This is a genomic window from Undibacterium sp. SXout20W (assembly GCF_049340285.1).
Lineage (GTDB): Bacteria > Pseudomonadota > Gammaproteobacteria > Burkholderiales > Burkholderiaceae_D > Undibacterium.
The window spans coordinates 1-22,340 of sequence record NZ_JBMPPH010000046.1; the positions used below are offsets into that span (position 1 = coordinate 1).

General features: G+C 46.4%; 24 protein-coding genes. 6 read left to right on the top strand and 18 right to left on the bottom strand.

The window, feature by feature from the left end; translation table 11 throughout:
- Window positions 1-301: 301 nt before the first annotated feature.
- The 4 genes from dcd to ACO0K1_RS17130 all read right to left on the bottom strand — a co-directional run bounded on the left by dcd (window position 302) and on the right by ACO0K1_RS17130 (window position 2,457).
- On the bottom strand, window positions 302-868 hold the full coding sequence (gene dcd / locus ACO0K1_RS17115; protein WP_423027906.1) for a dCTP deaminase: 567 nt from the start codon (window positions 866-868) through the stop codon (window positions 302-304).
- A gap of 219 nt (window positions 869-1,087) precedes the next feature.
- Window positions 1,088-1,555, bottom strand: coding sequence for a (2Fe-2S)-binding protein (locus tag ACO0K1_RS17120; protein WP_423027908.1), 468 nt, complete (start codon window positions 1,553-1,555; stop codon window positions 1,088-1,090).
- 54 nt (window positions 1,556-1,609) lie between these two features.
- Entirely contained in the window at window positions 1,610-1,801 is a 192-nt protein-coding gene (locus tag ACO0K1_RS17125) for a DUF1653 domain-containing protein (RefSeq protein WP_423027910.1), read from the bottom strand.
- Between the two features lie 5 nt (window positions 1,802-1,806).
- Window positions 1,807-2,457, bottom strand: coding sequence for a PolC-type DNA polymerase III (locus tag ACO0K1_RS17130; protein ID WP_423027912.1), 651 nt, complete (start codon window positions 2,455-2,457; stop codon window positions 1,807-1,809).
- A gap of 365 nt (window positions 2,458-2,822) precedes the next feature.
- Between ACO0K1_RS17130 and ACO0K1_RS17135 the strand changes: the two genes are divergently transcribed.
- The 3 genes from ACO0K1_RS17135 to ACO0K1_RS17145 all read left to right on the top strand — a co-directional run bounded on the left by ACO0K1_RS17135 (window position 2,823) and on the right by ACO0K1_RS17145 (window position 6,941).
- Window positions 2,823-4,115: an MFS transporter gene (locus ACO0K1_RS17135; RefSeq protein ID WP_423027914.1), complete on the top strand. Its 1,293-nt coding sequence runs from the start codon at window positions 2,823-2,825 to the stop codon at window positions 4,113-4,115.
- A gap of 151 nt (window positions 4,116-4,266) precedes the next feature.
- A complete protein-coding gene (locus ACO0K1_RS17140; RefSeq protein WP_423027916.1) occupies window positions 4,267-6,531 on the top strand; it encodes an OPT family oligopeptide transporter in 2,265 nt (754 codons plus the stop codon).
- 143 nt (window positions 6,532-6,674) lie between these two features.
- On the top strand, window positions 6,675-6,941 hold the full coding sequence (locus tag ACO0K1_RS17145) for a hypothetical protein (protein ID WP_423027918.1): 267 nt from the start codon (window positions 6,675-6,677) through the stop codon (window positions 6,939-6,941).
- Between the two features lie 49 nt (window positions 6,942-6,990).
- On the opposite strand, the gene flgL is transcribed toward ACO0K1_RS17145, so the two are convergent.
- The 11 genes from flgL to flgB all read right to left on the bottom strand — a co-directional run bounded on the left by flgL (window position 6,991) and on the right by flgB (window position 18,044).
- Window positions 6,991-8,244 (bottom strand): flagellar hook-associated protein FlgL, encoded by a 1,254-nt coding sequence (gene flgL, locus ACO0K1_RS17150; RefSeq protein WP_423027920.1) that lies wholly within the window; start codon window positions 8,242-8,244, stop codon window positions 6,991-6,993.
- Window positions 8,245-8,252: 8 nt separating this feature from the next.
- A complete protein-coding gene (gene flgK, locus ACO0K1_RS17155; protein WP_423027922.1) occupies window positions 8,253-10,520 on the bottom strand; it encodes a flagellar hook-associated protein FlgK in 2,268 nt (755 codons plus the stop codon).
- A gap of 111 nt (window positions 10,521-10,631) precedes the next feature.
- The gene (flgJ, locus tag ACO0K1_RS17160) at window positions 10,632-11,534 is read right to left on the bottom strand and encodes a flagellar assembly peptidoglycan hydrolase FlgJ (RefSeq protein WP_423027924.1); all 903 of its coding nucleotides are present in this window, start codon (window positions 11,532-11,534) and stop codon (window positions 10,632-10,634) included.
- Window positions 11,535-11,540: 6 nt separating this feature from the next.
- The gene (locus ACO0K1_RS17165) at window positions 11,541-12,662 is read right to left on the bottom strand and encodes a flagellar basal body P-ring protein FlgI (protein WP_423027962.1); all 1,122 of its coding nucleotides are present in this window, start codon (window positions 12,660-12,662) and stop codon (window positions 11,541-11,543) included.
- Between the two features lie 45 nt (window positions 12,663-12,707).
- A complete protein-coding gene (locus tag ACO0K1_RS17170; RefSeq protein ID WP_423027926.1) occupies window positions 12,708-13,373 on the bottom strand; it encodes a flagellar basal body L-ring protein FlgH in 666 nt (221 codons plus the stop codon).
- A gap of 20 nt (window positions 13,374-13,393) precedes the next feature.
- Window positions 13,394-14,176: a flagellar basal-body rod protein FlgG gene (gene flgG, locus ACO0K1_RS17175; RefSeq protein ID WP_423027928.1), complete on the bottom strand. Its 783-nt coding sequence runs from the start codon at window positions 14,174-14,176 to the stop codon at window positions 13,394-13,396.
- A gap of 61 nt (window positions 14,177-14,237) precedes the next feature.
- A complete protein-coding gene (gene flgF, locus ACO0K1_RS17180) occupies window positions 14,238-14,978 on the bottom strand; it encodes a flagellar basal-body rod protein FlgF (protein WP_423027930.1) in 741 nt (246 codons plus the stop codon).
- 63 nt (window positions 14,979-15,041) lie between these two features.
- Window positions 15,042-16,427: a flagellar hook protein FlgE gene (gene flgE / locus ACO0K1_RS17185; RefSeq protein ID WP_423027932.1), complete on the bottom strand. Its 1,386-nt coding sequence runs from the start codon at window positions 16,425-16,427 to the stop codon at window positions 15,042-15,044.
- A gap of 68 nt (window positions 16,428-16,495) precedes the next feature.
- Window positions 16,496-17,191 (bottom strand): flagellar hook assembly protein FlgD, encoded by a 696-nt coding sequence (locus ACO0K1_RS17190; protein ID WP_423027934.1) that lies wholly within the window; start codon window positions 17,189-17,191, stop codon window positions 16,496-16,498.
- Window positions 17,192-17,212: 21 nt separating this feature from the next.
- Entirely contained in the window at window positions 17,213-17,617 is a 405-nt protein-coding gene (gene flgC / locus ACO0K1_RS17195) for a flagellar basal body rod protein FlgC (RefSeq protein ID WP_423027936.1), read from the bottom strand.
- 25 nt (window positions 17,618-17,642) lie between these two features.
- A complete protein-coding gene (flgB, locus tag ACO0K1_RS17200; protein WP_423027938.1) occupies window positions 17,643-18,044 on the bottom strand; it encodes a flagellar basal body rod protein FlgB in 402 nt (133 codons plus the stop codon).
- Between the two features lie 178 nt (window positions 18,045-18,222).
- Between flgB and flgA the strand changes: the two genes are divergently transcribed.
- The 3 genes from flgA to ACO0K1_RS17215 all read left to right on the top strand — a co-directional run bounded on the left by flgA (window position 18,223) and on the right by ACO0K1_RS17215 (window position 19,852).
- Window positions 18,223-18,933, top strand: a complete 711-nt coding sequence (gene flgA, locus ACO0K1_RS17205; protein WP_423027940.1) for a flagellar basal body P-ring formation chaperone FlgA — start codon at window positions 18,223-18,225, stop codon at window positions 18,931-18,933.
- Window positions 18,934-19,038: 105 nt separating this feature from the next.
- A complete protein-coding gene (gene flgM, locus ACO0K1_RS17210) occupies window positions 19,039-19,359 on the top strand; it encodes a flagellar biosynthesis anti-sigma factor FlgM (protein WP_423027942.1) in 321 nt (106 codons plus the stop codon).
- Between the two features lies 1 nt (window position 19,360).
- Window positions 19,361-19,852, top strand: a complete 492-nt coding sequence (locus ACO0K1_RS17215) for a flagella synthesis protein FlgN (protein WP_423027944.1) — start codon at window positions 19,361-19,363, stop codon at window positions 19,850-19,852.
- Window positions 19,853-20,084: 232 nt separating this feature from the next.
- Here the strand turns inward: ACO0K1_RS17215 and motD are convergent, their stop codons facing one another.
- Genes motD through ACO0K1_RS17230 form a run of 3 tightly spaced genes read right to left on the bottom strand, consistent with a single transcriptional unit; the run spans window position 20,085 to window position 22,339 of the window.
- A complete protein-coding gene (gene motD, locus ACO0K1_RS17220; RefSeq protein WP_423027946.1) occupies window positions 20,085-20,876 on the bottom strand; it encodes a flagellar motor protein MotD in 792 nt (263 codons plus the stop codon).
- Between the two features lie 9 nt (window positions 20,877-20,885).
- Window positions 20,886-21,626, bottom strand: coding sequence for a flagellar motor protein (locus tag ACO0K1_RS17225; RefSeq protein ID WP_423027948.1), 741 nt, complete (start codon window positions 21,624-21,626; stop codon window positions 20,886-20,888).
- Window positions 21,608-22,339: an RNA polymerase sigma factor FliA gene (locus tag ACO0K1_RS17230; RefSeq protein ID WP_423027950.1), complete on the bottom strand. Its 732-nt coding sequence runs from the start codon at window positions 22,337-22,339 to the stop codon at window positions 21,608-21,610. The genes ACO0K1_RS17225 and ACO0K1_RS17230 overlap by 19 nt, the downstream gene beginning before the upstream one ends.
- Between the last annotated feature and the right edge of the window lies 1 nt (window position 22,340).

Below are 22,340 nucleotides of genomic sequence, written 5' to 3' on the forward strand. Positions count from 1 at the left end.
TGGGTAAGATGTGTGTATGTCATTTCGGGCAACTTTGACTTGGAGGTCTGGAAGGCCGGATGCTACTGCATCTTCCCACCTTTAACCATTTATCTTCAGTTGCACTTCATAGTTGAACTCGCGAAATAATAAAATAATAAAATAATAAAATAATAAATTTATTATTTTTAATCACAAAAAAAAACGAGCATCAAATAGTTGCTTCAAGCGACTTATTTGATGCTCGTTTTTTACGATTCTTACCGCCGGAAAGCCTCTGACCATTCAAGGAAAGAAGGCAACAGCCCACACAACAGTAATATTATGTTTTTGGCAATGTTACGCCATGTTGCCCCTGGTATTTGCCACCACGGTCTTTGTAGGACGTTTCGCAAACCTCATCGCTCTCAAAGAACAATACTTGCGCACACCCCTCACCCGCATAAATTTTTGCTGGTAACGGCGTTGTATTAGAAAACTCTAAAGTGACATAACCTTCCCACTCAGGCTCAAAAGGTGTCACATTAACAATAATGCCGCAGCGAGCGTAAGTTGATTTACCCAAGCAAATCGTCAGGACATTACGAGGAATACGGAAATATTCCATTGTCCGAGCGAGAGCAAATGAGTTTGGTGGAATAATGCAAACGTCCCCTTTAAAATCAACGAAGGATTTTTCATCGAAATTTTTAGGATCAACGATCGTGCTGTTGATGTTAGTAAAGATTTTGAACTCATCCGCACAGCGAATATCGTAACCGTACGACGACGTTCCAAAACTAACAATACGTTGCCCATCACGCTCACGGACTTGTCCTGGCTCAAATGGCTCTATCATGCCAGTTGATGCCGCCATGCGACGTATCCATTTATCCGATTTAATACTCATGCAAATCTCCTGCCCAATTAATATTGGTGCGATTTTACGCGATATTGCGTCGATAAATAAGCCTGATCAGCAAACAAGCGAGAGGATTGCGACATAAATTAAATATTACGTCTCTTTAAGCGACTGAATTGGACGAACGTTTTAAGTACGCATGCCTAAAGGGCTACATCATTAGTCAAATAGCTAGCATCTAGCCGAACTTAGCAAGGCAATGTAGGATCAAGAAGACTGACGCATTTCCGCCGCTGCGGTTTTGATGGCGGCTTTAATTCGAGAATACGTCCCGCAACGACACAAATTTCCGCTCATGGCATTGTCGATGTCAGTGTCACTAGGATGCTTATTGTTGGCAAGCAAAGCGGCAGCGCTCATTAATTGTCCGGATTGGCAATAACCGCATTGGGGCACATCATGTGTGACCCAGGCTTTTTGCAATATCTGTCCTTCGCCCGACGACAGCGACTCCACCGTCGATACATTCTTATCGGCGACACCAGCAATCGGCGTCTGACAAGACCTCACCGGTACGCCATCGACATGAACCGTACATGCGCCGCATAAGGCTGCGCCGCAGCCAAATTTTGTTCCGGTTAAACCCAACTCATCACGCAACACCCATAGCAAAGGTGTGTCCACATCAGATTGACACGTCACTGCTTTTCCATTGACTTTTAACGCCGTCGCCATCTCTATCTCCTGTCTAATTTTTATATAAATCTGATCATCAAGTTTAGCTAAAATCTAATCAATTGGCGTAAATCTAGGTACGTTAATGCCGTCGACGACAACGTTTTCGAAAAACACGTCTTTGGGACGTGTCCAAACCGAACCATTATAGGAACGATAAACGATCACAGGCGTCAAATCAGATTCTTGTATTGCCTCACAAACCAATTCGTAAATTCCGCCTTTGTAATGTCTGTATTTTTGCATGGTACTCACTTTTTTCTTACTTCGTTCTGCGCTGTTTCTGAGGGATAAGTATCTCGTAAAAATCCCGGTACTTTTGCTGCGCTGAGTTTATTAATCGCGATGAAAAGCTGCGGGTCAAGTGCCTGCACAACATGACGGCGACGTATCAATTCACTAGCATGCAGCAATACTTGTGCACTTACTTCAGCATCAGCTTCCGCACGATGCGCTGATCCTTGAAATTTGATATCGAGTGATTTTGCCAACTTTCCCAAGGAATAGCTTGCCAGACCAGGGAAAATTCGACGCGCCAGTTTTACCGAACAAATCAGGCCATCATGGGCAGGCCTCAAGCCCTGCCTGTCACTCTCGGTTTTCAAAAACTTCTCATCAAAACTGGCATTATGCGCTGCCAATGTTGAATCCCCAATAAAATCCAACAACGCAGGCATCACTTCCGACACAGGGGGTGCTGTATCAACCATATTTTGCGTAATCCCGGTGAGTTCAGTAATGAAATACGGAATGCGCACATTGCAATTAATCAAGGACACGAAACGATCCGTAATTTCATCACCAACGATTCGCATTGCAGCAACCTCAGTCACACGCCCTCCCTGCTCAGGACTCATACCGGAGGTTTCAAAATCGATCATTACTATAGGTTTATCAAACATATTTTTATTTTTTTGGAACTAACTTCAATTCATTGCGTCAACTTCAAGAGGCGTCTGATAAAAATAAAACATAAAGCCACTCTTTGTAGATTTATCTGTTTTACAATACTTTTACACTACATATCATCAACAAACTCCCAAAGATATCTCTTAACATTCGCGGCTTTTAGCTGCTACATTGTAATCGTTGTTGACGATACGTTCATAGCAACATGCTGGCGCAGCCTCATATTATTCAGACTCAGCGAGTTAGCCTATAAGTTAGTTTTCAAATTAGTTTTCAAATTACTTTTCAAATTCGGCTGAGAATTAATTGGCGAATTAGTCAATAAATAACGCCGTACCAGACCAAACTCAGATTTAGTATGCTAAGAAATCTCATCATAAAACGCTTACGACTACCCGCCAACGATTTATTACGCGATCAAACCTATCGCCGTTTATGGACATCTATCCTAATCAGCTCGTTTGGCGCACAAATCACGATGCTCGCCTTACCGCTCACGGCTGCAGTCATGCTAAAAGCGACAGCAAGTCAGATGGGCATACTCACCTTCATAGAAACTTTACCTTTTGTTTTGTTTTCCCTGCCATCAGGGGTTTGGTTAGATCGAGTACGTAAGTTACCCGTCTATATTGCCGGCGAAACCATTATCGCAATTGCAGTTGCCAGTGTACCAGTCGCATTTTGGTGTGACCAGGTCAGCATGCTTTGGCTATATCTCGTTGCCTTTGTCATTGGGATCGTCAATACAAGTGCAGGAACGGCTGCACAGATTGTATTGACACAAATTGTGCCGCGTGAGCGCCTGGTCGAAGCACATGCAAAAAATGCTTTGGCGACATCGGGTGCCGAAATTTCTGGCCCTGCGGCAGCGGGGGCACTCATCAAATTACTCGGAGCGCCATTTGCTTTGATTGCGGATGCAGTACTTTTATTGAGCTCTGCAATGATTCTGCGCGGCATCAATATCACAGAACTGCGCCCAGTAAGAAAAGATTCCCATTTTTGGCGAGACTTGAAAGAAGGCGTCCATTTCGTTTTTAAAAAACCCTTATTGATCGCATTGGCACTCACTGTTGGATCTTGGCAACTTTGTTACAACGCGGCGCTGGTCGTGCAGATCTTATTTGCAACTCGGGTACTAGGCCTTTCGGAACAGGCGGTCGGTTTGAGTTATATGGGAATGGGAGCTGGGACAATCATCGCGAGCATTTATGGTTATCGAATCAGCCGTAAATTAGGCCCCGGCCCCTGCTTGGTTACTGGCCTCGCCGTCTGCGGCATTGGTTGGAGTTTGTTAGCGCTAGCGCCAGCAAATCATTGGGGAATCGCCGCCTTTGCTTTGATGCTAATGTGTTTTTCTGTCGGCGGCGTACTGATCTTCATTAACTTTCTGGCGCTGCGCCAAGCAGTCACGCCGGAGCCAATGCTTGGTCGCATGACCAGCACGATGCGCTGGCTGATCCTTATCCCAGCGGGTCCAGGAGCACTGATTGGGGGCTGGATAGGTGAATATGCAGGTCTCAGATATTCACTCGGGGCGGCAGGAATTTTGGCACTATTATTGGCCGCCATTGCATGGAGAAACCCAATTATCCGTTCCATCAAAAGACTCCCCCAGCTTCACGAACATGAAGAAAAGCCACAGCCCTGAATTCCAGATTGCAATATGACAGCCAAAAGCGAGATAATGCGCGATCTGTAATATATTTATATCGCCGCCCAGGAGACCCGGGCGACGAATTGAAACCGAGTTCGGCAATTTCGCTTGCTGATCTCTTTTATGAACAATTCAAGGTACACACATGGCAAAAGAAATGTCACCGTCAACATTTAAGCCGTATATTCCTGCGTCGGCCCATTTGGCTGAAATGACGCCACGTGCGCTCATACTGGGTGTCATATTAGGAATGATTTTTGGCGCCTCATCGCTCTATTTGGTGCTCAAAGTTGGCTTAACTGTCAGCGCATCGATTCCAGTATCTGTCATTGCGATTACCTTATTTCGTTTATTTAACAAATTCGGCGCAAAAGACTCCACCATTTTAGAAAACAGCATCACACAAACCGCAGGTTCTGCCGGCGAGTCACTCGCCTTCGGTCTTGGTGTGACAATGCCGGCCATTATGATTCTGGGGTTCGATCTGGAGATTTCCCGGGTGATGCTGGTCGGGTGTCTAGGTGGATTGTTGGGGATTCTGCTAATGATACCGATGCGTCGCACAATGATCGTTGAAAACCACGGCGACCTCAAATATCCCGAAGGCACTGCCTGTGCTGAAGTATTAAAAGCGGCGGCTACTGAGAGTTCAAGAGTGGCGGCGGGTGAAAGCAGTGATCCACACGCACAAGACGACGCCAACCGGCGTGCGCGTATCATTTTCAGTGGTTTTGGCTTAGGTTTGTTGTATAAAATCGCGAACGTTGCCTTCAAAGGCTGGAAAGATACGCCGGAGGTTGTTTTTGGTGCCCCCCTTTCCAGCGGCTCAATAGGCGCAGAAGTATCGCCAGAATTGTTAGGCGTCGGCTATATCATCGGACCGCGCATTGCGTCAGTCATGGCGGCAGGTGGTGTTATGTCGTATTTACTGCTGATCCCAATGATCAAATTTTTTGGCGATGCATTGAGTGTCCCGGTTTCTCCCGGCACGATGCTGATCAAAAACATGAGCCCACACGATATTCGCAGCGCTTACATCCTCTATATTGGTGCAGGTGCAGTCGCGACCGGTGGGCTGGTGAGTTTATTGCGTGCGATGCCAACGATCTGGCGCAGTATGACTGCTGGGTTGGCTGGCTTAAACAAGGGTGCTAATGCGATCGCCAGCGGTGCCATTTTGCGCACCGATGAAGATATTCCTATGAAGTGGGTCGTGATTGGTGCGTTAGCGATTATTGCCATCATTACGTTTGCAGCGCCATTACATATGAATTTGTTGGGTGCATTGTTAATTCTGGTGTTTGGTTTTTTGTTTGCTACCGTTTCTTCCCGCCTGACCGGTGAAATTGGCTCCTCCTCCAATCCGATCTCAGGTATGACAGTTGCGACACTATTATTCACCTGTCTGATCTTTTTATTGATGGGCTGGACTGGCGGTAAATACTATGTGACCGCACTGTCAGTTGGCGCTATTGTCTGTATTTCTTGTAGTAATGCAGGTACAACCTCACAAGACTTAAAGACAGGCTTCCTGGTAGGCTCCACCCCAAAATTACAACAATATGCCATTTTGGCCGGCGCTTTTTCATCCGCGTTAATTCTTGGCCCAATTTTGTTGAAATTAAATGATGCAGGTACGGTCTATGTACCAGCGGCACAGGTGGCGCCAGCATTAGTCACCGATGTATCCAAGTTGACTGAAACAGCACAACTTCAGGGACCGCAAGCTGATCAAGATAAAGCGACTTATCATGTCTGGCACAAAACTGACACTATCGGTGCACCTGCAGGGAAATACCTGGTAAATGACGCTGGCAAGGTGGCTTACCTCGTTGATCCAGGCATCAACGGCGCCTATAAGCAACGTCCTGATGGCACTTCTGTTACCAAGTATGACGCACCAAAAGCGGTGCTCATGTCGTACATCATCAAAGGTATTTTGGACCGTCAGTTACCTTGGACGTTGGTGCTCTTTGGCGTCATGATTGCGGTCGTCCTGGAGATGGCTGGCATTCCCTCCTTGGCATTTGCGGTGGGCGTGTATCTCCCACTCTCATCATCGGCACCGTTATTTGTCGGCGGTATGATTCGTTGGTTAGTCGATCGCAGAAACAACAAGCTAGATCAATACAAAAATCTAAATGAAGAAGAAATGCAAGCAGCTGGCGATCGTAGCTCTGGCGTATTACTCTCTTCTGGCTACATTGCAGGTGGCGCATTAGCCGGGATTGTTATTGCGTTTAGCGCTGGGATTTTGACAGATTTTGATAAGGCAATCGGCGATTGGTCTACAGCGCATAATCCATTTTATGAAGGTATCAATGCGGATGCTTTATCTTTCATCCCATATGCGTTGATATCAATACTACTGTACTGGGTTGCTCGAGAGAAAAACCTGAAAAAAACCTAAAAACAGCGCTGTCGTCCTACTAAACAAAAAGGCTTACACACAATGCCGGTGTAAGCCTTTTTTTATTTTACGACATCTCACATTTTCTTCTCGCACTAAAATGCAAGTACAATGGGAGTCAATCTAAATTTAGCTATTATCCTATGTCAACCTCCCCCATCCTTGATTGCAAAAATCAACCTGTTGCCGTTGGCGACATTGTGCGAATTATTACGCTGAGTCCCAAATTTATTAAGAGTTTTCCGGAAGACGAAAGAATACTGATCGAATCGATGATTGGTCAGTTTTTTAAGGTTGTTGACTTAGACGAAGACGGCTACCCATGCGTCATTCGCGAATGGCATGATGAGCGCGGGATACTGCAAACCCACGTCATCGGACTGGATTCAGAAGAGATGGAGCGAATTTAAGGACAAATGTCTGTCGCGCCAGAAGCACGACAGACATTTAATTTTGCAATCAATTAATGTAACTAAATAGCGAAAGCGCAGAAATCTTGACGAACGATTGTTGCGCCGCCTGCAAAGTCGTCTGCTGCTGATTCAATGAGGTGATTGCCTTGGCATAGTCAAGATCCTGGATTGATGACAGTGACTGAGCATACGCTATTTTTGTAGATGCACCTACGTTGTTCAAACTATCGACTTCCTGAAGACTCGATCCAATCTGCGCCGAAACGGTAAGTACATTACTTAATGATGCGTCAACATTATTATTAGCTTGAGTAAGCGCTGCGGTTAAGCTTTTTCTCGCTGCGGAGTTTCCTGTGGGAGCACTTAACGCATTGATCGCATCGGTTAATGTCTCAAAAATGTTTTGGTTGCCGGGCTGAATTGTGTATTTATCACCAGGTGCCGGCGTAGTGGACGGAGGACCACCCGTGATAACTACATTCATCCCATCAAATTTAACACCTTGCCCACTCACGTAAGGCACAGGTTGCGTTATTGCAGCACCAGTAGCGGCATTAGTAAGCGCAACTGCGGCACCAGTGGTCGTGTTAACGACACTAAAATTCGCTCCCGTATTATCAAAAGTTACCGTGTAATTATTTCCAGTCAAGTTTGCCGCTGTTGCAGGATCAATGGTCGCCGTTGCTGTGGCTGTCCCAGCATTGGAAGGATCAGGCTGAACATTAAACTGATTGGCGGAAGTACGAATATTTCCAAAAACTTGATCTCCGGGCGTACTCAACGGCAATTGTCGAGCAGTATTCACTTGAAGGTAGCGCTGTCCTTGATCACCGTTATAGGTTGCTCCCGAGGCTGTTTGGGAATACGGCATCGTTGTCGTTGAAAATCCTGCAAAAAGGTAATTTCCTGTACCATCCGTCGAATTCGCAAGACTAACTAAAGAGGCTAAATTTGCTTTTAAGGTCGTTGCAATCGCCAGGCGATCACTATCGGCAAGCGCGCCATTTCCGGCACTAATGATGGTGGACTTTGTACTTTGCAGTAAATTAGTCACATTACTTAAAACGCCTGACGTAATACCTAAATTGTCCTGCAAATCCTGCCGATTGACCGCATATTGGTCGTTGATTGCAGCCGCTTGCGTAATCACAAGTGCACGCGCAGAGCCAATCGGATCATCTGCCGGGGTCAAAATTTTTCTTCCCGCAGAAATCTGTTCCATCGTCTGATTTAAAGACGACTGCAAATCAGCGATTTGCGAGCCGCTATTCTGATAAATCATATTTGTACTGATGCGCATGATAATTCCTATTGACCAATTGTTAATAAGGTCGAAAACAATTGACTGGCGATCTGCATTAACTTTCCGGCGGCTTGATAGCTTTGTTGGTATTTCAATAAATTAGACGCCTCCTCATCCAGATTAACACCAGACACCGCTTGCTGAGCATTAGTAGCATTTTTTAACATGGATGCTTCGGAAGTGCTTGTTGCCTGTACTTCGTTCGTCTTATTCCCAACCAGGCTTACGAACTGAGCATAAGCACCTTGGATAGTTGTGGTTCCACCAGCCATAATATTTTGAGTCTGGATCGTTTGCATGAGAAGTGCATTTCGATTATCACCAGTACCATTTGTGTTTGGTCCGATATTAAATACATCGCCGTTTGTCGGCGTCCCCGACATCGAAAACGTCACCCCGCTATAACTATACGAAGCACCACTCAAAAACGGCACTGCGGTTCCAGCGGGATAAGTTGTCGACGACGCACCGCTCGTTACAGTGACATTCGCTGTAGCAGGAAAGCCAGTTAACGTATTCGCTGGGGAATTGAATGTAAGTTTAGCTGCACTGACAGGAATTGTTGGTTTTAAACTAAACGTGTCATTATTTGCAGGTGGAGTGCCGTTATCCTTAATTGAGAAACTTACCCCATTGAAGCTAATGGTCGCACCGCTTGCATAAGGAATCGTCGATGATGCGGGTGCAACACTGGGATAATTTGTCGTCACGCCGCCAACATTAACTGAAACTGTCGCACCCGCTGGAAATCCGCTAAGCGTATTGCCTGGCGACGCAAAGGTAAGATTCACACCTGCCCCAAACGTTGCGGGATTAAACGATGCATCCGTTGCAACTGCACCGATCATTCCATTCACTGAATTGCTCCCCGATCCAACCGGCGAATTAATCACGCCTGAAGTAATCGTACCTTTTCCTGTGTTAGTAGAAGGAGCACTCGTTGAAAACGGGGTAGCGACAGCCAGTTTATTAGGATCCGTGATTGCCACTGTCAAGGTTGCAGCGGCTGATGCCGTTGGACGAATTAGAAATTGATCACCATTTCCAGGCACAGCACCTGCAGGTGGCGGTGCCAAATCGAATTTCACGCCGTCAAAATTAATGGGCAATCCGGCGGAGGTTTGTGTGGAGCCATCGGTCAGACGCGTTACGGTATATGTACCCGCTGCATACTGCAAACTGTAATCACTGGTGGTCAAAGCAGATGGATTCGTTATTGATGCATTGATCTGCGAAGTACCAGTATTATTTGTGCTAGACGAGCTAACCACTGGGTTAATAGTGAACAATTTGGCACCGATGGCACCATTCAGATCCTGCCCTAACCCTTGCTGTTGATTGACAGCAGTGGCAATTGTCACCGCAACCCGACCAATCGAATTTTGGGTTGCAGTCAGCATATTAGCCCGAAAATCCAGCAAACCTCCTAATGCCCCACCCGGCAAACCATTTTCTGCAATTTGAACAACCTTACCTTTTGCCAAATATGCCACTTCATTACGTGTTGGATCAGTCGGCGATTGTATTACTTGCAACGGATTTTGTTGCGTTCCCAACACGAGCGGCTGACCATTGCCAATAAATACATTGTATTGAGAACCTTCCTGTACAACATTGACCGAGGTCAATTGACTTAATTTAGTTATCAATAGATCGCGCTGGTCGAGCAAATCATTTGGCTGCCCTCCATTAGTCGTGCTTTGTGCTTTGCCAATAGAGTCATTTAATGTTGCTAATTGCGCGGCGTAACTATTGAGTGTTGTCACGGTCGATGCAATTTGACCGTTGACGTCGGTGCTTATTTGGCTAACCTGATTTTGAAGACTATTAATGCGCCCAACCAATGACTGCGCGGACGAAATGGTCGCCTGTCTCGCAGCGGCACCAGCGGTGCCATTAGGACTTGCGGCAAGATTCTGTATCGAGGTAAAAAATGTCTGTAAAGTTGGTGACAAGCCAGCAGTTGGATCTGCAATGATATTATTTAGGCCAGTAATTTGCGACAGATATGAATCCGCTTGCCCCTTCGATGTTGTCGCAGTATTAACTTGCACTGCAATATACTGATCATATTGACGCTGAATCTGATTGACACTTACGCCTTGTCCAATATATACGCCACCAATTTGTTGGGAGGACGAGGCACTTTGTATCAATACCTCACGACTGTAGCCCGGCGTGGATGCATTGGCGATGTTTTGACCAGTCGTACTGATACCTAATTGAGCTGCGGCCAAAGCAGACTGCCCAAGATTGAGAATATTTGCACCCATGATGAACCTATATGTTTGTCAACTTAACGACATACCGAAAACCGGCGATCTAATAGGTTTTCGGTATAAAGCCAGAAAACTTTAATTTGAGTAACTAATCTTACAAAAGTACTAAGCAGAGAGATTTTGCTTGATAATTTTGCTTAATTTATTGGCATATTGTGGATCGGTAGCGTAACCCGCTTTTTGCATGCCATAAGCGAAGCTGGACGCATCCTTTGAATTTGCGATGACGTTGCCATAACGAGGATTTTTAGTGAGTAAATTAGCATAATCCTTAAATGCATCTGCATATGAATCGTATGCCTTGAAAGTTTCAACTTTTCTTTGGGCAACGCCATTGACATATTCCGTTGTCACAGCATTCACAGTTTTACCTTTCCAACCGCTGGTTGCTTTCATCCCAAAAACGTTATGACTCTCGGAGCCATCGATCGCTTTGATCTGCTTTTTCCCCCAACCAGTTTCAAGCGCTGCTTGCCCTAGCATAAATTTGGCAGGTATGCCTGTCGCTCTACTTGCTTCTTCAGCATGAGCCTCTAATTTTTCCTGGAATTCTCTGACATGATTCGGCGTTGAGCTGTCACTCTTTACGGCGGAAACCGATGGTTGTTCAAGCTTCAGATTATCCTTATAAGAATTGATGCCACGTAAAGCGCTAGCCACAGCTGGCGACTCTTCACTATTCCCCAAAGCCTGACTCATCGCATTGTTTGTCAGTTGCTTAACCAAAGCGTCCGCAAGACCGATTCCCCGGCTAGACATATTTTGTGTCAATTGCTGATCTAACATCGATGTAAAGGTACGAGTCTGCTCATTATCGAAAGGGCCATTTTGACCGCCAGCCTGGCGCATCGATTTAAGCATCATGTTCATAAATAATGCTTCAAATTGCTTTGCAGCGGCTTTAATAGATTCAGGTGAATTATCCTTCGCCGACGCTTTCAGATTACCCAAACTCCGGCTATCTATCGCAAGGCTCTTATCTGAAGGATCGTTGATTGGAATCATCATCGTTCCTTAAATAATTTCAAGCTCGGCACGAAGCGCACCTGATGCTTTCATTGCCTGCAATATGGCGAGCAGATCTTGCGGCGTTGCGCCAATTGAATTGAGTGCTTTTACCACATCAGCAAGAGACGTGCCCGCTTTTAGCAACTGCAATTGTCCCGCGTCCTTGGCAATCGTGATCGTAGAATTAGCGACTGGCGCAGTTTGACCACCAGCTAAAGCATTTGGCTGGCTCACCGAGTTGTCGGTGTTGATAACAACGGACAGATTTCCGTGGGCGACTGCGCAAGCATCAAGTGTTACAGCTTGATTCATCACGATCGATCCGGTACGACCATTAAGGATCACCTTGGCGACCGTCTGCGCAGGGGTAACATCGATATTTTCCAACATGCCCAAAAATGCGACGCGCTGATCAGGACTAGCCGGCGCCTTGACTTGAATCGCACGACCATCAATAGCCGCGGCAGTATCGGTGCCAAAACGACGATTAATCGCTTCCACTACCCGACTAGCCGTCGAAAAGTCTGACGTATTTAATTCAAGTTGAATTTCTCCGCCCTGTGCAAGAGAGTTCGGGACTGTTCGTTCGACAGTGGCACCACCTGAAATTCTACCGACATCCAGATGATTGACCTGAGCCTTACTGCCATTGGCTGATGCACCAACACCACTTACTAACACGTTACCCTGCGCCATGGCATACACCTGTCCATCTGCACCTTTTAACGGCGTCATTAACAAGGTACCGCCCCGCAAGCTCTTGGCGTTACCCATCGACGACACCGTAATATCCAAGGTTTGTCCCGGTTGAGCGAAGGCCGGAAGCGATGTTGTAACCATGACAGCAGCGACGTTCTTAAGCTGCAGACTAGTTCCTGTCGGCAAGACAACACCCATTTGCTGCAACATGCTGACAATGCTTTGAACCGTAAATGGCGTCTGGGTGGTCTGATCACCCGTTCCATCAAGTCCGACGACTAAACCATAACCGAGCAACTGATTCTGACGCACGCCCTGAACGCCCGCCAAATCTTTTATTCGTTCTGCACTACAAACTTGGAAAAACAAAGCGCAGACAGCAAACACACAAAACCGTGTGAAGACGTTTATACGTGATTTGCAAGGCATTTTCATTATAGAACCCGGTTTTTGCTTTTCATCAAACTTAAAAATTTACAGCGGCAAGAAACTAAGGAAGAATCTAGTCAACATTGAATTTGCTTCGGCCTTATCAACGTGCGACGTTGATCGATATTCCAGTCTCGCATCGGCAACTTGTGTCGAAGAAACGAGATTTCCGGCTGCAATTGTTTGTGGATTTACGACACCCGAAAAGCGAACAAATTCTGCGCCCTTGTCAAATGCGAGCTGCTTCTCTCCACTGACCACTAAATTACCGTTAGCCATGACATCAATCACCGTCACCGTGATTGTTCCGGAAAAATTATTTCCTGAACTCTCTGCGCCAGCTTCGCCAAATTTATTGCCTGTCGTCGTCTTTATTCCACCCTGTAATGCAGTCGCAGCAGGCATACCGAATATCTGCGGCGTCGCAAATGACACAGCGCCAGTTTTACTACCTGAACTTGCGGATGTTTTTCCAGCAGACGTTTTTTCACTCAAATTGATGGTAATGACGTCGCCGACCATGCGAGCTTTGACATCCTCATATAAAGGACGATATGAAGCAGTCTGAAAAATTGCGCCATTGGCCTCTCGTTGAGGCTTCGCTGCTTGCGGAGGCACGGTAAGAGGTTGATGTACGATTGTTGGCGGGGTGACTGCGCAGGCCGTCAGCAACAGCGGTACAAAGCAAAAGAGCAATACAGGTTGTTTCATCACATCACCTTTTTACCAAATCACATTTGAGACAACTTCTGCAGCATCTGGTCAGAAGTCGTAATGGCCTTACTGTTCATCTCATACGCACGTTGAGTTTGAATCATGTTGACCAATTCTTCCGCCACATTGACGTTCGAAGTTTCAATATAGTTTTGCTGCAAACTACCGGCACCATTCGTACCAGGCGCATTGGTTGCCGGCGCACCAGAAGCAGCCGTCTCTGCATAAAGATTACCGCCCAAGGATTGCAGACCAGCGTTATTAATAAAAGTTGATAATTGCAATGACCCTACTTGTACGGGAGCGGTTGCACCTGCTTGTGTCACGGAGACAGTGCCATCAACACCAACGGTGATTGTTTGAGCACCCGCAGGGATCGTGATCGCAGGCTGAATTACATAACCGCTTGCCGTCACTAATTGCCCTTGATTATCGGTCTGAAACGAGCCATCTCTGGTATAGGCCGTTGTACCATCAGGCATCAATACAGAGAAGAAACCATCGCCTTGGATCGCAACGTCTTTTGAGTTACCAGTTTGCTGCAAATTACCTTGCGTAAATAGACGCTCTGTTGCGACTGGGCGAACACCTGTACCCAATTGCAAACCCGAAGGTAATTGCGTCTGCTGCGAACTTTGCGCGCCTGGTTGTCTGATTGTCTGATACAGCAAATCTTCAAAAACCGCCCGAGAGCCTTTGAAGCCAGTGGTGCTCACGTTTGCCAGGTTGTTTGTGATGACGTCCATCTGCGTCTGCTGCGCATCAAGCCCTGTCTTTGCAATCCATAATGAACGTATCATTTACTTTCTCCTACAGGCCGCAAGGGCCAATTTTCATATCACTATTATTGCTTACTCAGCGTCAACCCAAACTGAGGATCTGAGTCGCTTTAGTAGCGTTGTTCTCGGCATCAGTAATTAATTTCATTTGCATTTCAAACTGACGTCCCAGATTAATCATGGTCACCATCGAATCAACGACGCTGACATTACTGCTTTCCAACATATTCGCTGCTACGGAAACTGTTTCATCAAGATCGGTAGCAGAGCCATCTTTCGTCTTAAACAAGCCATCATCTCCGCGAACCAAATTTGCCTCTGGCGGGTTAACCAGTTTTAGGCGACCAATAGTTTGTATTGATTTTGGTGCCGAGCCGCTAGGAATGCTTGAAATCGTGCCATCCTTACCGATCGTAATCGGCGTACCTGGCGGCAAAGTAATCGGACCACCCTCGCCTAAGACCGTTAAGCCATTTTGCGTTTGCAAGACACCATTCTCGTCGAGCTTGAGACTTCCGTTCCGTGTTAAACCCTCCGTACCGTCTGCCTTTTGCACCACAAGCCACCCTTTACCCTGAATGGCAACGTCTAACTCGCTTCCTGTTAGCTGGAGACTACCCGGAGTGAAATTAGCACCAACCGTAGAATCGACGACAAACGTTCTGGTTGGCAAATCGCCACCAATCACCGGCACAGCGCGAAATGAATCGAGCTGTGCCCGAAAGCCTGTCGTCGTTGCATTGGCGAGGTTATGCGATGCCGTCGCCTGTTGCTCAAGAATATGACTCGCTCCTGTCATTGCTGTGTAGACCAGACGATCCATGTCAGACTCTCCTTACCAAGCTCTTAAGCATCATTCTAAGCATCATTCAAATCACTTTATCCGTTACCGCAAATTGACCAGCGTTTGCAAAATCTGATCTTCGGTTTTAATAGTTTGTGCATTTGCCTGATAATTTCGTTGTGCGGTGATCATGTTGACCAGATCGCCTGTCAGATCCGTATTTGAGTCTTCAGTTGCTGACGACGTCAGTGACCCCAGATTTCCTGAAGTTGGCGCTCCCACCAGGGATTGACCTGAAGTTGCTGTCTCGCCCCACTGATTATTACCCAACGATTGCAAGCCATTCGAATCAGTAAAATAGGCCAAAACCACCTGCCCCAAGGTTTTAGTCTGACCATTGGTATAACTACCGACAATCGTGCCATCTTTACCTGTATTGAAACTCGCCAATTTGCCAGATGCAAAACCATCTTGTTTCATCGTACTTACGCTGTACGGTGATCCGTATTGGGTACTATTTGTAAAGTCAAACTTGATCGCGAGAGGTGCAGTATTAATTGGTGTAACAGCTTGCGCAGATACGGGCACAACCATTTTGAGCGCATTTGGGCTAGTCGCAGAATAGGATGCAGAAGTGCCGGTCGTCGTATACACGCCAACTTGTTGGCCGAGGTTATTAAAGCCTAAAACACCAATGGGCACTGGCGATGCAGGCGCTACCGTCAGATTACCAGTAGGATCAAACATATTGCCATCCACCGATGCATAAACTGTCCATGCTGAAGCTGGCGTTGCCAACGGTGGGGTTGACGCAGGTATTTTCGTAGGATCAACTTTAACGTAATACGTCTGAATCACGTGTGAATTACCCAGACTATCATAGACCGTCGTCGACGTTGAACTGTTATAGGTCGTTGCGTTGGTCGGATCAAACTGCGTTGGCGTAATGAGTGGTGGCGTCGTTACTGGCAGCGCGGTACCAGGCACATTCAAGGTCGAATTAAAATTCATCACAGCATTGACGGTGGACGTCTGATTCGGCGCCAAATCAGCAGTATTAATATTAATGGGGACTGCCGAACCAGTGGCCAGCACGCCGACATTATTGGCCGCATAGCCAGTAAGTTGCGCGCCTTGCGAATTAACCAGAAAGCCATTTTTATCTAATTGAAACTGGCCATTTCGCGTATAGGTCACCGCTCCATTATTCGTCATACGGAAAAAGCCGTTACCGTTAATCGCCACATCCAAAGGATTTGTCGATGACGAAATATTACCTTGCGTGAACTGCTGAGCGATATTGACAACGCGCACACCAATACCTACCGCACTTGCAGAGGCGCCATTGAGGGAGTTTGCATAAACATCGGCAAATTCAGCTTTAGAACTCTTAAAGCCAACTGTGCCTGCATTGGCAATGTTATTACCGATCACATCAAGCTGCTGCGACGAAGCGCTTAAGCCACTCAAACCTTGTTGAAAACTCATGATAATTCTCCCTGCGATACCAAATTATTAAATGTTGAAACGTGCGGTCAATATTCGTTGAAACGAGACTAAAAAATCTGAACAACACTATTCATGGCGACAGAACCGAGGTTCGCGAGATTCAAAGTCACGCCCTGCGAATTAGCGGAAACACTAGAAACCATTCCAAATTCCAAATTTGTCGGCGTCACGGGAGACGCACCAGATACTGCCTTAACGGCGTAGCTGTACGTTCCCGTTGGCGCGGTTCCGCCACTATCGGTGGAACCGTCCCAGCTCAATGTCTGCACGCCTTGCTGCATTGAACCGAGGTTAATCGTTTTAACTACGGCACCAGCCGCATTGGTAATCGACACTGTTCCACCGCTAATGTTTTGAGGTAAATTTAGTCCGAAGGCACCGGCCGTTGAATTCACACCGGCTGAGTTAGTTGTTGTGGTGAGGGAGATATTGCTACCAGGTGTAAACACCCCATGCCCAATCATATTTGCAGCCTGCAAACTTTGACTTGCCTGAAAATTTGCGTTCATCGCGTTAATAGAAGCATTAACTTGATTGATACCCGTCACGGTCGACAATTGCGCCAACTGACTTGTCACCTGCGCGTTATCCATCGGATTCAGCGGATCCTGATTTTTCAATTGCGTCGTCAACAGCTTCATAAACTGATCTTGCGCCGACTGGATGGTATTCGCGGAGGACTTAGTGCCATTCATCGCTGCCAATAGTGTCGGGTCAACCGAATTTGTTTGTATAGTAGACATTTCAAATATCCTTTATGAGTATCATTGACCCAAAGTTAGCGTCTTCAGCAACATCGCTTTGGCTGAATTCATAGTTTCGACGTTATCCTGATAAGAGCGTGAGGCAGAAATCATATTGACCATTTCCTCAACCACATTCACGTTTGGAGAGGCAACATAACCCTTCTCGTCCGCCAGGGGATGCGAAGGGTCATAGATTAGTTTTGGTGGGTTAGGATCTTCGACAACCTGAGAAACTTTTACACCCGTAGATGCCGTTCCATTCATGGGTACAGCGGCAAAAACTACCTGTTTTGCCTTATATGTGCTGCCATTAGTACTTGTAACGCTGTCCGCATTTGCGAGGTTACTTGATACCGCATTAAGGCGTTGAGCCTGTGCACTCATGGCCGAACCAGCAACATTGAAAACGTTAAATAGCGACATAGCAATTACTCCCAATTAATCCTTATTAGCCCTGAATTGCGGCCAGCATGTTACGAATCTGCATATTAATCATCGTCAACCCTGCCTCGTAACGCACACCATTATCTGCAAACGCATTTCTCTCAACATCCATATCCACGGTATTACCGTCAACGTTCCCCTGCACCATGGTGCGATACATCGGCGCAATACCGTCGACCGATCCGGAGGGATCCATGTGCTGGCCGGCTGTCTTTGTCAGCGGCGTGCTCGATTGATTGGAGTTGAGTTGCAACTTACTGGTGAGCACCGAATTGAAATCAATGTCACGTGCTTTGTAGTTAGGTGTATCTGCATTCGCAATATTGGATGCCAGCAGCTGTTGCCTCTGCCCGCGCACCGACAATGCCGTCTGCTGAAACCGCATGAGATCATCAAGCTTATTCATAAACTTACCTCCACCACCAATTAAAATTTGAAACTTCTTCGTTCTTTGCATCTTAGGCGATACCAGGATCATTCAATCCTTCAAGCAAAGGCAGGAAAACCCCTTTATTTAGACATTCGAAGTACATATGGCGACATAAAATAGCGACATCGATGTGTTGTCATGCGGAAAGCAAAAAATGAACTATTTCCCTAAATTTGTATTTATTGCAATTGGATTGATGTTGCTCGCCAGACAATCAAATGCCGTAGACATCGCTAACAACAACGAAGACCGGGACAAAATCAAGCAGGTAGCGACAGAATTTTTGCAACAAATGTCTACCGCGCAACCTGGCGATGCCGAAATTTCAGTAAGCCCGCTTGATAGCCGGCTAAATCTGGCCAGCTGCCAGGCTTTAATGCCGTTCTTACCAACGGGCAGTAAAGCATGGGGTAAAACCACCGTAGGAGTGCGATGTACAGCACCGACAGCCTGGACCGTCTATCTGCGCGCAAATGTACAAATCACTGCGGAATATTACGTGGCAGCGCACTCTCTCACGAAAGGGCAAGTACTTGCGATCGACGACCTCAGTAAAATCAAGGGTGAGATCTCAAACTTTCCAGTCGGCTTCATTAGCAATCCTGACCAGGCGATTGGTAAAGCAATTCAAAATTCTGTTTCATCTGGCACGCTACTTCGTGTTGATTCATTAAAAAGTCCCGCGGTTGTTCAGCAAGGTCAAACGGTGCGGGTTATCAGCATTGGTAATGGATTTCAGGTAGCGACGGACGCTCAGGCAATGACAAACGCATCTGAAGGCCAAATAGCCAAAGCCCGAACAGCGAATGGTGTTACTCTCAGCGGAGTCGCAAAATCGGGCGGAATCATAGAAATTAGTAACTAAATAGAAATAACGCAGTTTTTTTCGCTGGCATAATTAAAGTTTAAAAATACCGAGCCGATAACTGGACTGAAGAAGTAGATAATTCCCACTATCGAGGGTATCGCTGTGAAAATTGATGACACACTAAATAAAACCGTTGCTGCGCCGACTTTGGCCAGTCCGCAACAAGCGCGCGCAGATACTGCGCAAGAAGCACCTGCTGCGGCGCCACCTGCACCGCCAAGTACGACGGTACAGCTTTCGCCGTTGTCGACGCAGTTACAGGCGTTGCAAAGCACGCAGGCTAGCAGCTCGGTCTTTGCGACAAAGAAAGTAGAAGAAATTAAGCTGGCTATCTCTGAGGGACGTTTTCAGGTTAACTCTGAAAAAGTCGCAGATGGGCTGCTTGAATCCGTTAAAGATTTAATCAATTCCAGAAAACGTTAAAATGTCACAAGCAAGCGCACAAACAATTTCCATTCAACAATGTTTATCGGATGAAGTGAATGCAATGAGTGAGCTTGCCACTCTCCTCAAGAAAGAGCAGTCCGCTCTTACCTCTAGTGATATTGATGCATTAAATGAAACAACTACTGGAAAAACGGAGTTGCTTCGCAAAATTGCAGAACTTGAGAAGATACGAAATACGCAACTAAACGCACTAGGTTTTAACGGCAAACCGGAAGGAATGCGTGACTATTTCGTTCATTATCCCGAGGATAGTGAAATGAGCGCTCAGCTTTGGAATAAGTTACTAGCGATTTCGGAGAAGGCAAAAGAAGACAATCGGACTAACGGTTTGCTTATTAATCGCCGTATTACACAAAATCAAGCGGCATTAAGTGTTCTCGGACAAGGGAGTAGCGCAGGTTCACTCTACGGACCAACCGGGCAAACAACCATCGCGCCAAGCGCTATGAAAGGCTCCGTGCCACGATAAGGGACGGATCAAGATAAAGCTGTTCTTCAATGTGCCGCTTGCAAGCAAAGCCTAAGCGCAATCAAATTAAGACTCTGAATGAATAAGACCCGCAAATAGTTTAGCGGGTTTCTTGTTGATCAACTCGATAAAGCTTAGTGATTAAAGTTAAACGACACATTGGCGATTAATAAAATAACAAGCAAAATAACAAATAACAAATAACAAATAAGTTAATAAGTTAATTAATTCATTAATTAATCGCACCGTTCGTTCTGTCGTTCACGACAGGAACGTCAATAACTGGTTCAGGCAAAACAGCCAGTATCGTCACCGTTACCCGCCTATTTCTGGCTCGCCCTTCAACTGTATCGTTAGACGCCACCGCTTGTTTCGAGCCCTGCCCCGCTGCCGTGACTCTATTTTCGTTAACGCCATTTTCAGTCAATAGCCGCGCTACCGTACTCGCGCGGACGGCAGATAACTCCCAATTTGAAGGAAAGATTGAATTTCTAATTGGAATATTGTCCGTGTAACCCTCGACTTGAATAGCATGGTTATCAATTTTCAAGACTGAAGCAATCGCTACCAAGGCCTGAATAGAATCAGGACTTAATTTTGCTTCACCCGTTGGAAATAATAAACTGGCATTAATTTCAATCGTAACGCCGCGACTAGTCTGAGTTACCCGAACTTTGCCTTCTCGAACCAGAGGCTCAAGCACAACCATAATGTCCTTAGCGACTTCGGTCATTTTCGCGCGTTCTTTGCGCAAAGCCTCATTGGCACGTTGCTTCACCATTGGCAGCGGCGCGAGCTTGATAATATCCTCGGACGTAGCGGAGGTCTGATTCGGTGGTACGGGCTTGGTATTACTAAATGCACCGGTCAAGGAATTAGATAAAACCCTATATTTGCCTTCATTCAACGAAGAAATTGCATACATGACAACAAAAAAAGCAAATAATAAGGTGATAAAATCGGCATAAGATACCAGCCACCGTTCGTGGTTTTCTGGTTCTTCATGGAATTTTCTCCTTGCCATATCGAATGCCTAGTTTTTATGGTTAGCAACACGCTCCTCAACCACACGAGGACTGTCTCCCAAGGCAATGCTATAGAAAATATCTGAAAGCATTTCCCGACGAACGACTTCTTTACCAATGATTTCTTTTAATTTATGGCTGACAGGCAAAAACAGGAGGTTAGCCAAACCGACACCGTAGATGGTTGCCACAAAGGCCACAGCAATTCCCCCTCCCAACTTTGCGGGATCTGAAAGGTTCTCCATGACATGAATTAATCCTAAAACCGCGCCTAGAATACCGATCGTCGGAGAATAGCCGCCAGCCGATTCCCAAATCTTTGCTGCCTGGCGCTGTTCAATTTCGAACAATGAAATATCCACATCAAGGATGTCTTTGAGTCTGACGGGATCAACGCCGTCAATCACCAGTCGCAGACCCTTGCTAATAAATGGGTCACTCGCGGCATTCATGTATCGTTCAAGACTTAAAAAGCCTTCGCGCCGCGCAACAACACTCCACACCAGGGCATCTTGTACATTTTTTCTGCTGTTGTCGGGCGGCTCAGAAATAATCCAGCGCAACATGTTTAATCCGCGCCTGAAGGTACTCATGCGACTTTGTAACAAAACAGCACCAATCGTACCGACTACAACAATGACAAAGGCAGCTGGCTGCAGTAATGATCCGAGGCTTCCGCCTTCCATCAGTTGGCCAGCGCCGATTCCAACAACAACGAGTAGAAACCCAATTACGCTAGCCCAGTCCACGCTTTCTCCCTTAGATAAACCCTGAGCCTGGCGACTGCCTGGCTATGAAGTTGAGACACCCTGGATTCAGACACGCCCATGACGGCGCCGATTTCTTTCAGATTCAACTCCTGCTCATAATACAGACCCATCAGCAGCTTTTCGCGTTCGGGCAAATTATCGATGGCACCGATCACAGCATCCCGAAAATCTTCATTGAGCAAATCTTGTAAAGGGTCACCTGAACTGTCAGAGCAATAGTGATCCAAAAAGTGCTCTTTGGTCTCGGAGTCATGAAAGTCTTCGTAGTACACCAGTTGATGGCCGCCATTATCACCAAGCATATCTTGGTATTCACCAAGGCTTAACTTGAGTGATTTCGCCACCTCTGTTTCAGTTGGCGGTCGTCCGAGTTTTTGCTGCAATATGTTCATCGCAGCCTCAATTTTGCGCATATTTTGGCGCACACCTCGTGGCAACCAGTCAGTATTACGTAATTCGTCCAGCATAGCACCGCGAATACGCTGTACAGCATAGGTTTCAAACTGCGCACCGTGGGTGTCTTCATAGCGATTGACGGCATCAAGCAGACCAATCATGCCAGCCTGCACAAGGTCATCCACCTCAACACTTGGAGGCAAGCGCGCCTTCAACTGATAAGCCAAGCGCTTAACCAGCGGTGCGTGCTCCCTCAGGAGAAAATTTTTATCTGATTTTCCGCTCGCGGTGTACATA

Coding starts and splice junctions, on each gene's coding strand:
- ACO0K1_RS17215 (WP_423027944.1), top strand. CDS start 19,361: ATGTCACAAGCAAGCGCACAAACAATTTCCATTCAACAATGTTTATCG.
- flgG (WP_423027928.1), bottom strand. CDS start 14,176: ATGATACGTTCATTATGGATTGCAAAGACAGGGCTTGATGCGCAGCAG.
- ACO0K1_RS17230 (WP_423027950.1), bottom strand. CDS start 22,339: ATGTACACCGCGAGCGGAAAATCAGATAAAAATTTTCTCCTGAGGGAG.
- flgL (WP_423027920.1), bottom strand. CDS start 8,244: ATGCGCATCAGTACAAATATGATTTATCAGAATAGCGGCTCGCAAATC.
- flgC (WP_423027936.1), bottom strand. CDS start 17,617: ATGTCGCTATTTAACGTTTTCAATGTTGCTGGTTCGGCCATGAGTGCA.
- flgJ (WP_423027924.1), bottom strand. CDS start 11,534: ATGATGATTCCAATCAACGATCCTTCAGATAAGAGCCTTGCGATAGAT.
- ACO0K1_RS17130 (WP_423027912.1), bottom strand. CDS start 2,457: ATGTTTGATAAACCTATAGTAATGATCGATTTTGAAACCTCCGGTATG.
- flgK (WP_423027922.1), bottom strand. CDS start 10,520: ATGGGTGCAAATATTCTCAATCTTGGGCAGTCTGCTTTGGCCGCAGCT.
- ACO0K1_RS17140 (WP_423027916.1), top strand. CDS start 4,267: ATGGCAAAAGAAATGTCACCGTCAACATTTAAGCCGTATATTCCTGCG.
- dcd (WP_423027906.1), bottom strand. CDS start 868: ATGAGTATTAAATCGGATAAATGGATACGTCGCATGGCGGCATCAACT.
- flgF (WP_423027930.1), bottom strand. CDS start 14,978: ATGGATCGTCTGGTCTACACAGCAATGACAGGAGCGAGTCATATTCTT.
- ACO0K1_RS17170 (WP_423027926.1), bottom strand. CDS start 13,373: ATGAAACAACCTGTATTGCTCTTTTGCTTTGTACCGCTGTTGCTGACG.
- ACO0K1_RS17165 (WP_423027962.1), bottom strand. CDS start 12,662: ATGCCTTGCAAATCACGTATAAACGTCTTCACACGGTTTTGTGTGTTT.
- ACO0K1_RS17145 (WP_423027918.1), top strand. CDS start 6,675: ATGTCAACCTCCCCCATCCTTGATTGCAAAAATCAACCTGTTGCCGTT.
- ACO0K1_RS17125 (WP_423027910.1), bottom strand. CDS start 1,801: ATGCAAAAATACAGACATTACAAAGGCGGAATTTACGAATTGGTTTGT.
- flgE (WP_423027932.1), bottom strand. CDS start 16,427: ATGAGTTTTCAACAAGGTTTGAGTGGCTTAAGCGCTTCGTCGCAGCAG.
- flgA (WP_423027940.1), top strand. CDS start 18,223: ATGAACTATTTCCCTAAATTTGTATTTATTGCAATTGGATTGATGTTG.
- ACO0K1_RS17120 (WP_423027908.1), bottom strand. CDS start 1,555: ATGGCGACGGCGTTAAAAGTCAATGGAAAAGCAGTGACGTGTCAATCT.
- flgB (WP_423027938.1), bottom strand. CDS start 18,044: ATGAATAAGCTTGATGATCTCATGCGGTTTCAGCAGACGGCATTGTCG.
- ACO0K1_RS17135 (WP_423027914.1), top strand. CDS start 2,823: ATGCTAAGAAATCTCATCATAAAACGCTTACGACTACCCGCCAACGAT.
- motD (WP_423027946.1), bottom strand. CDS start 20,876: ATGGCAAGGAGAAAATTCCATGAAGAACCAGAAAACCACGAACGGTGG.
- ACO0K1_RS17190 (WP_423027934.1), bottom strand. CDS start 17,191: ATGTCTACTATACAAACAAATTCGGTTGACCCGACACTATTGGCAGCG.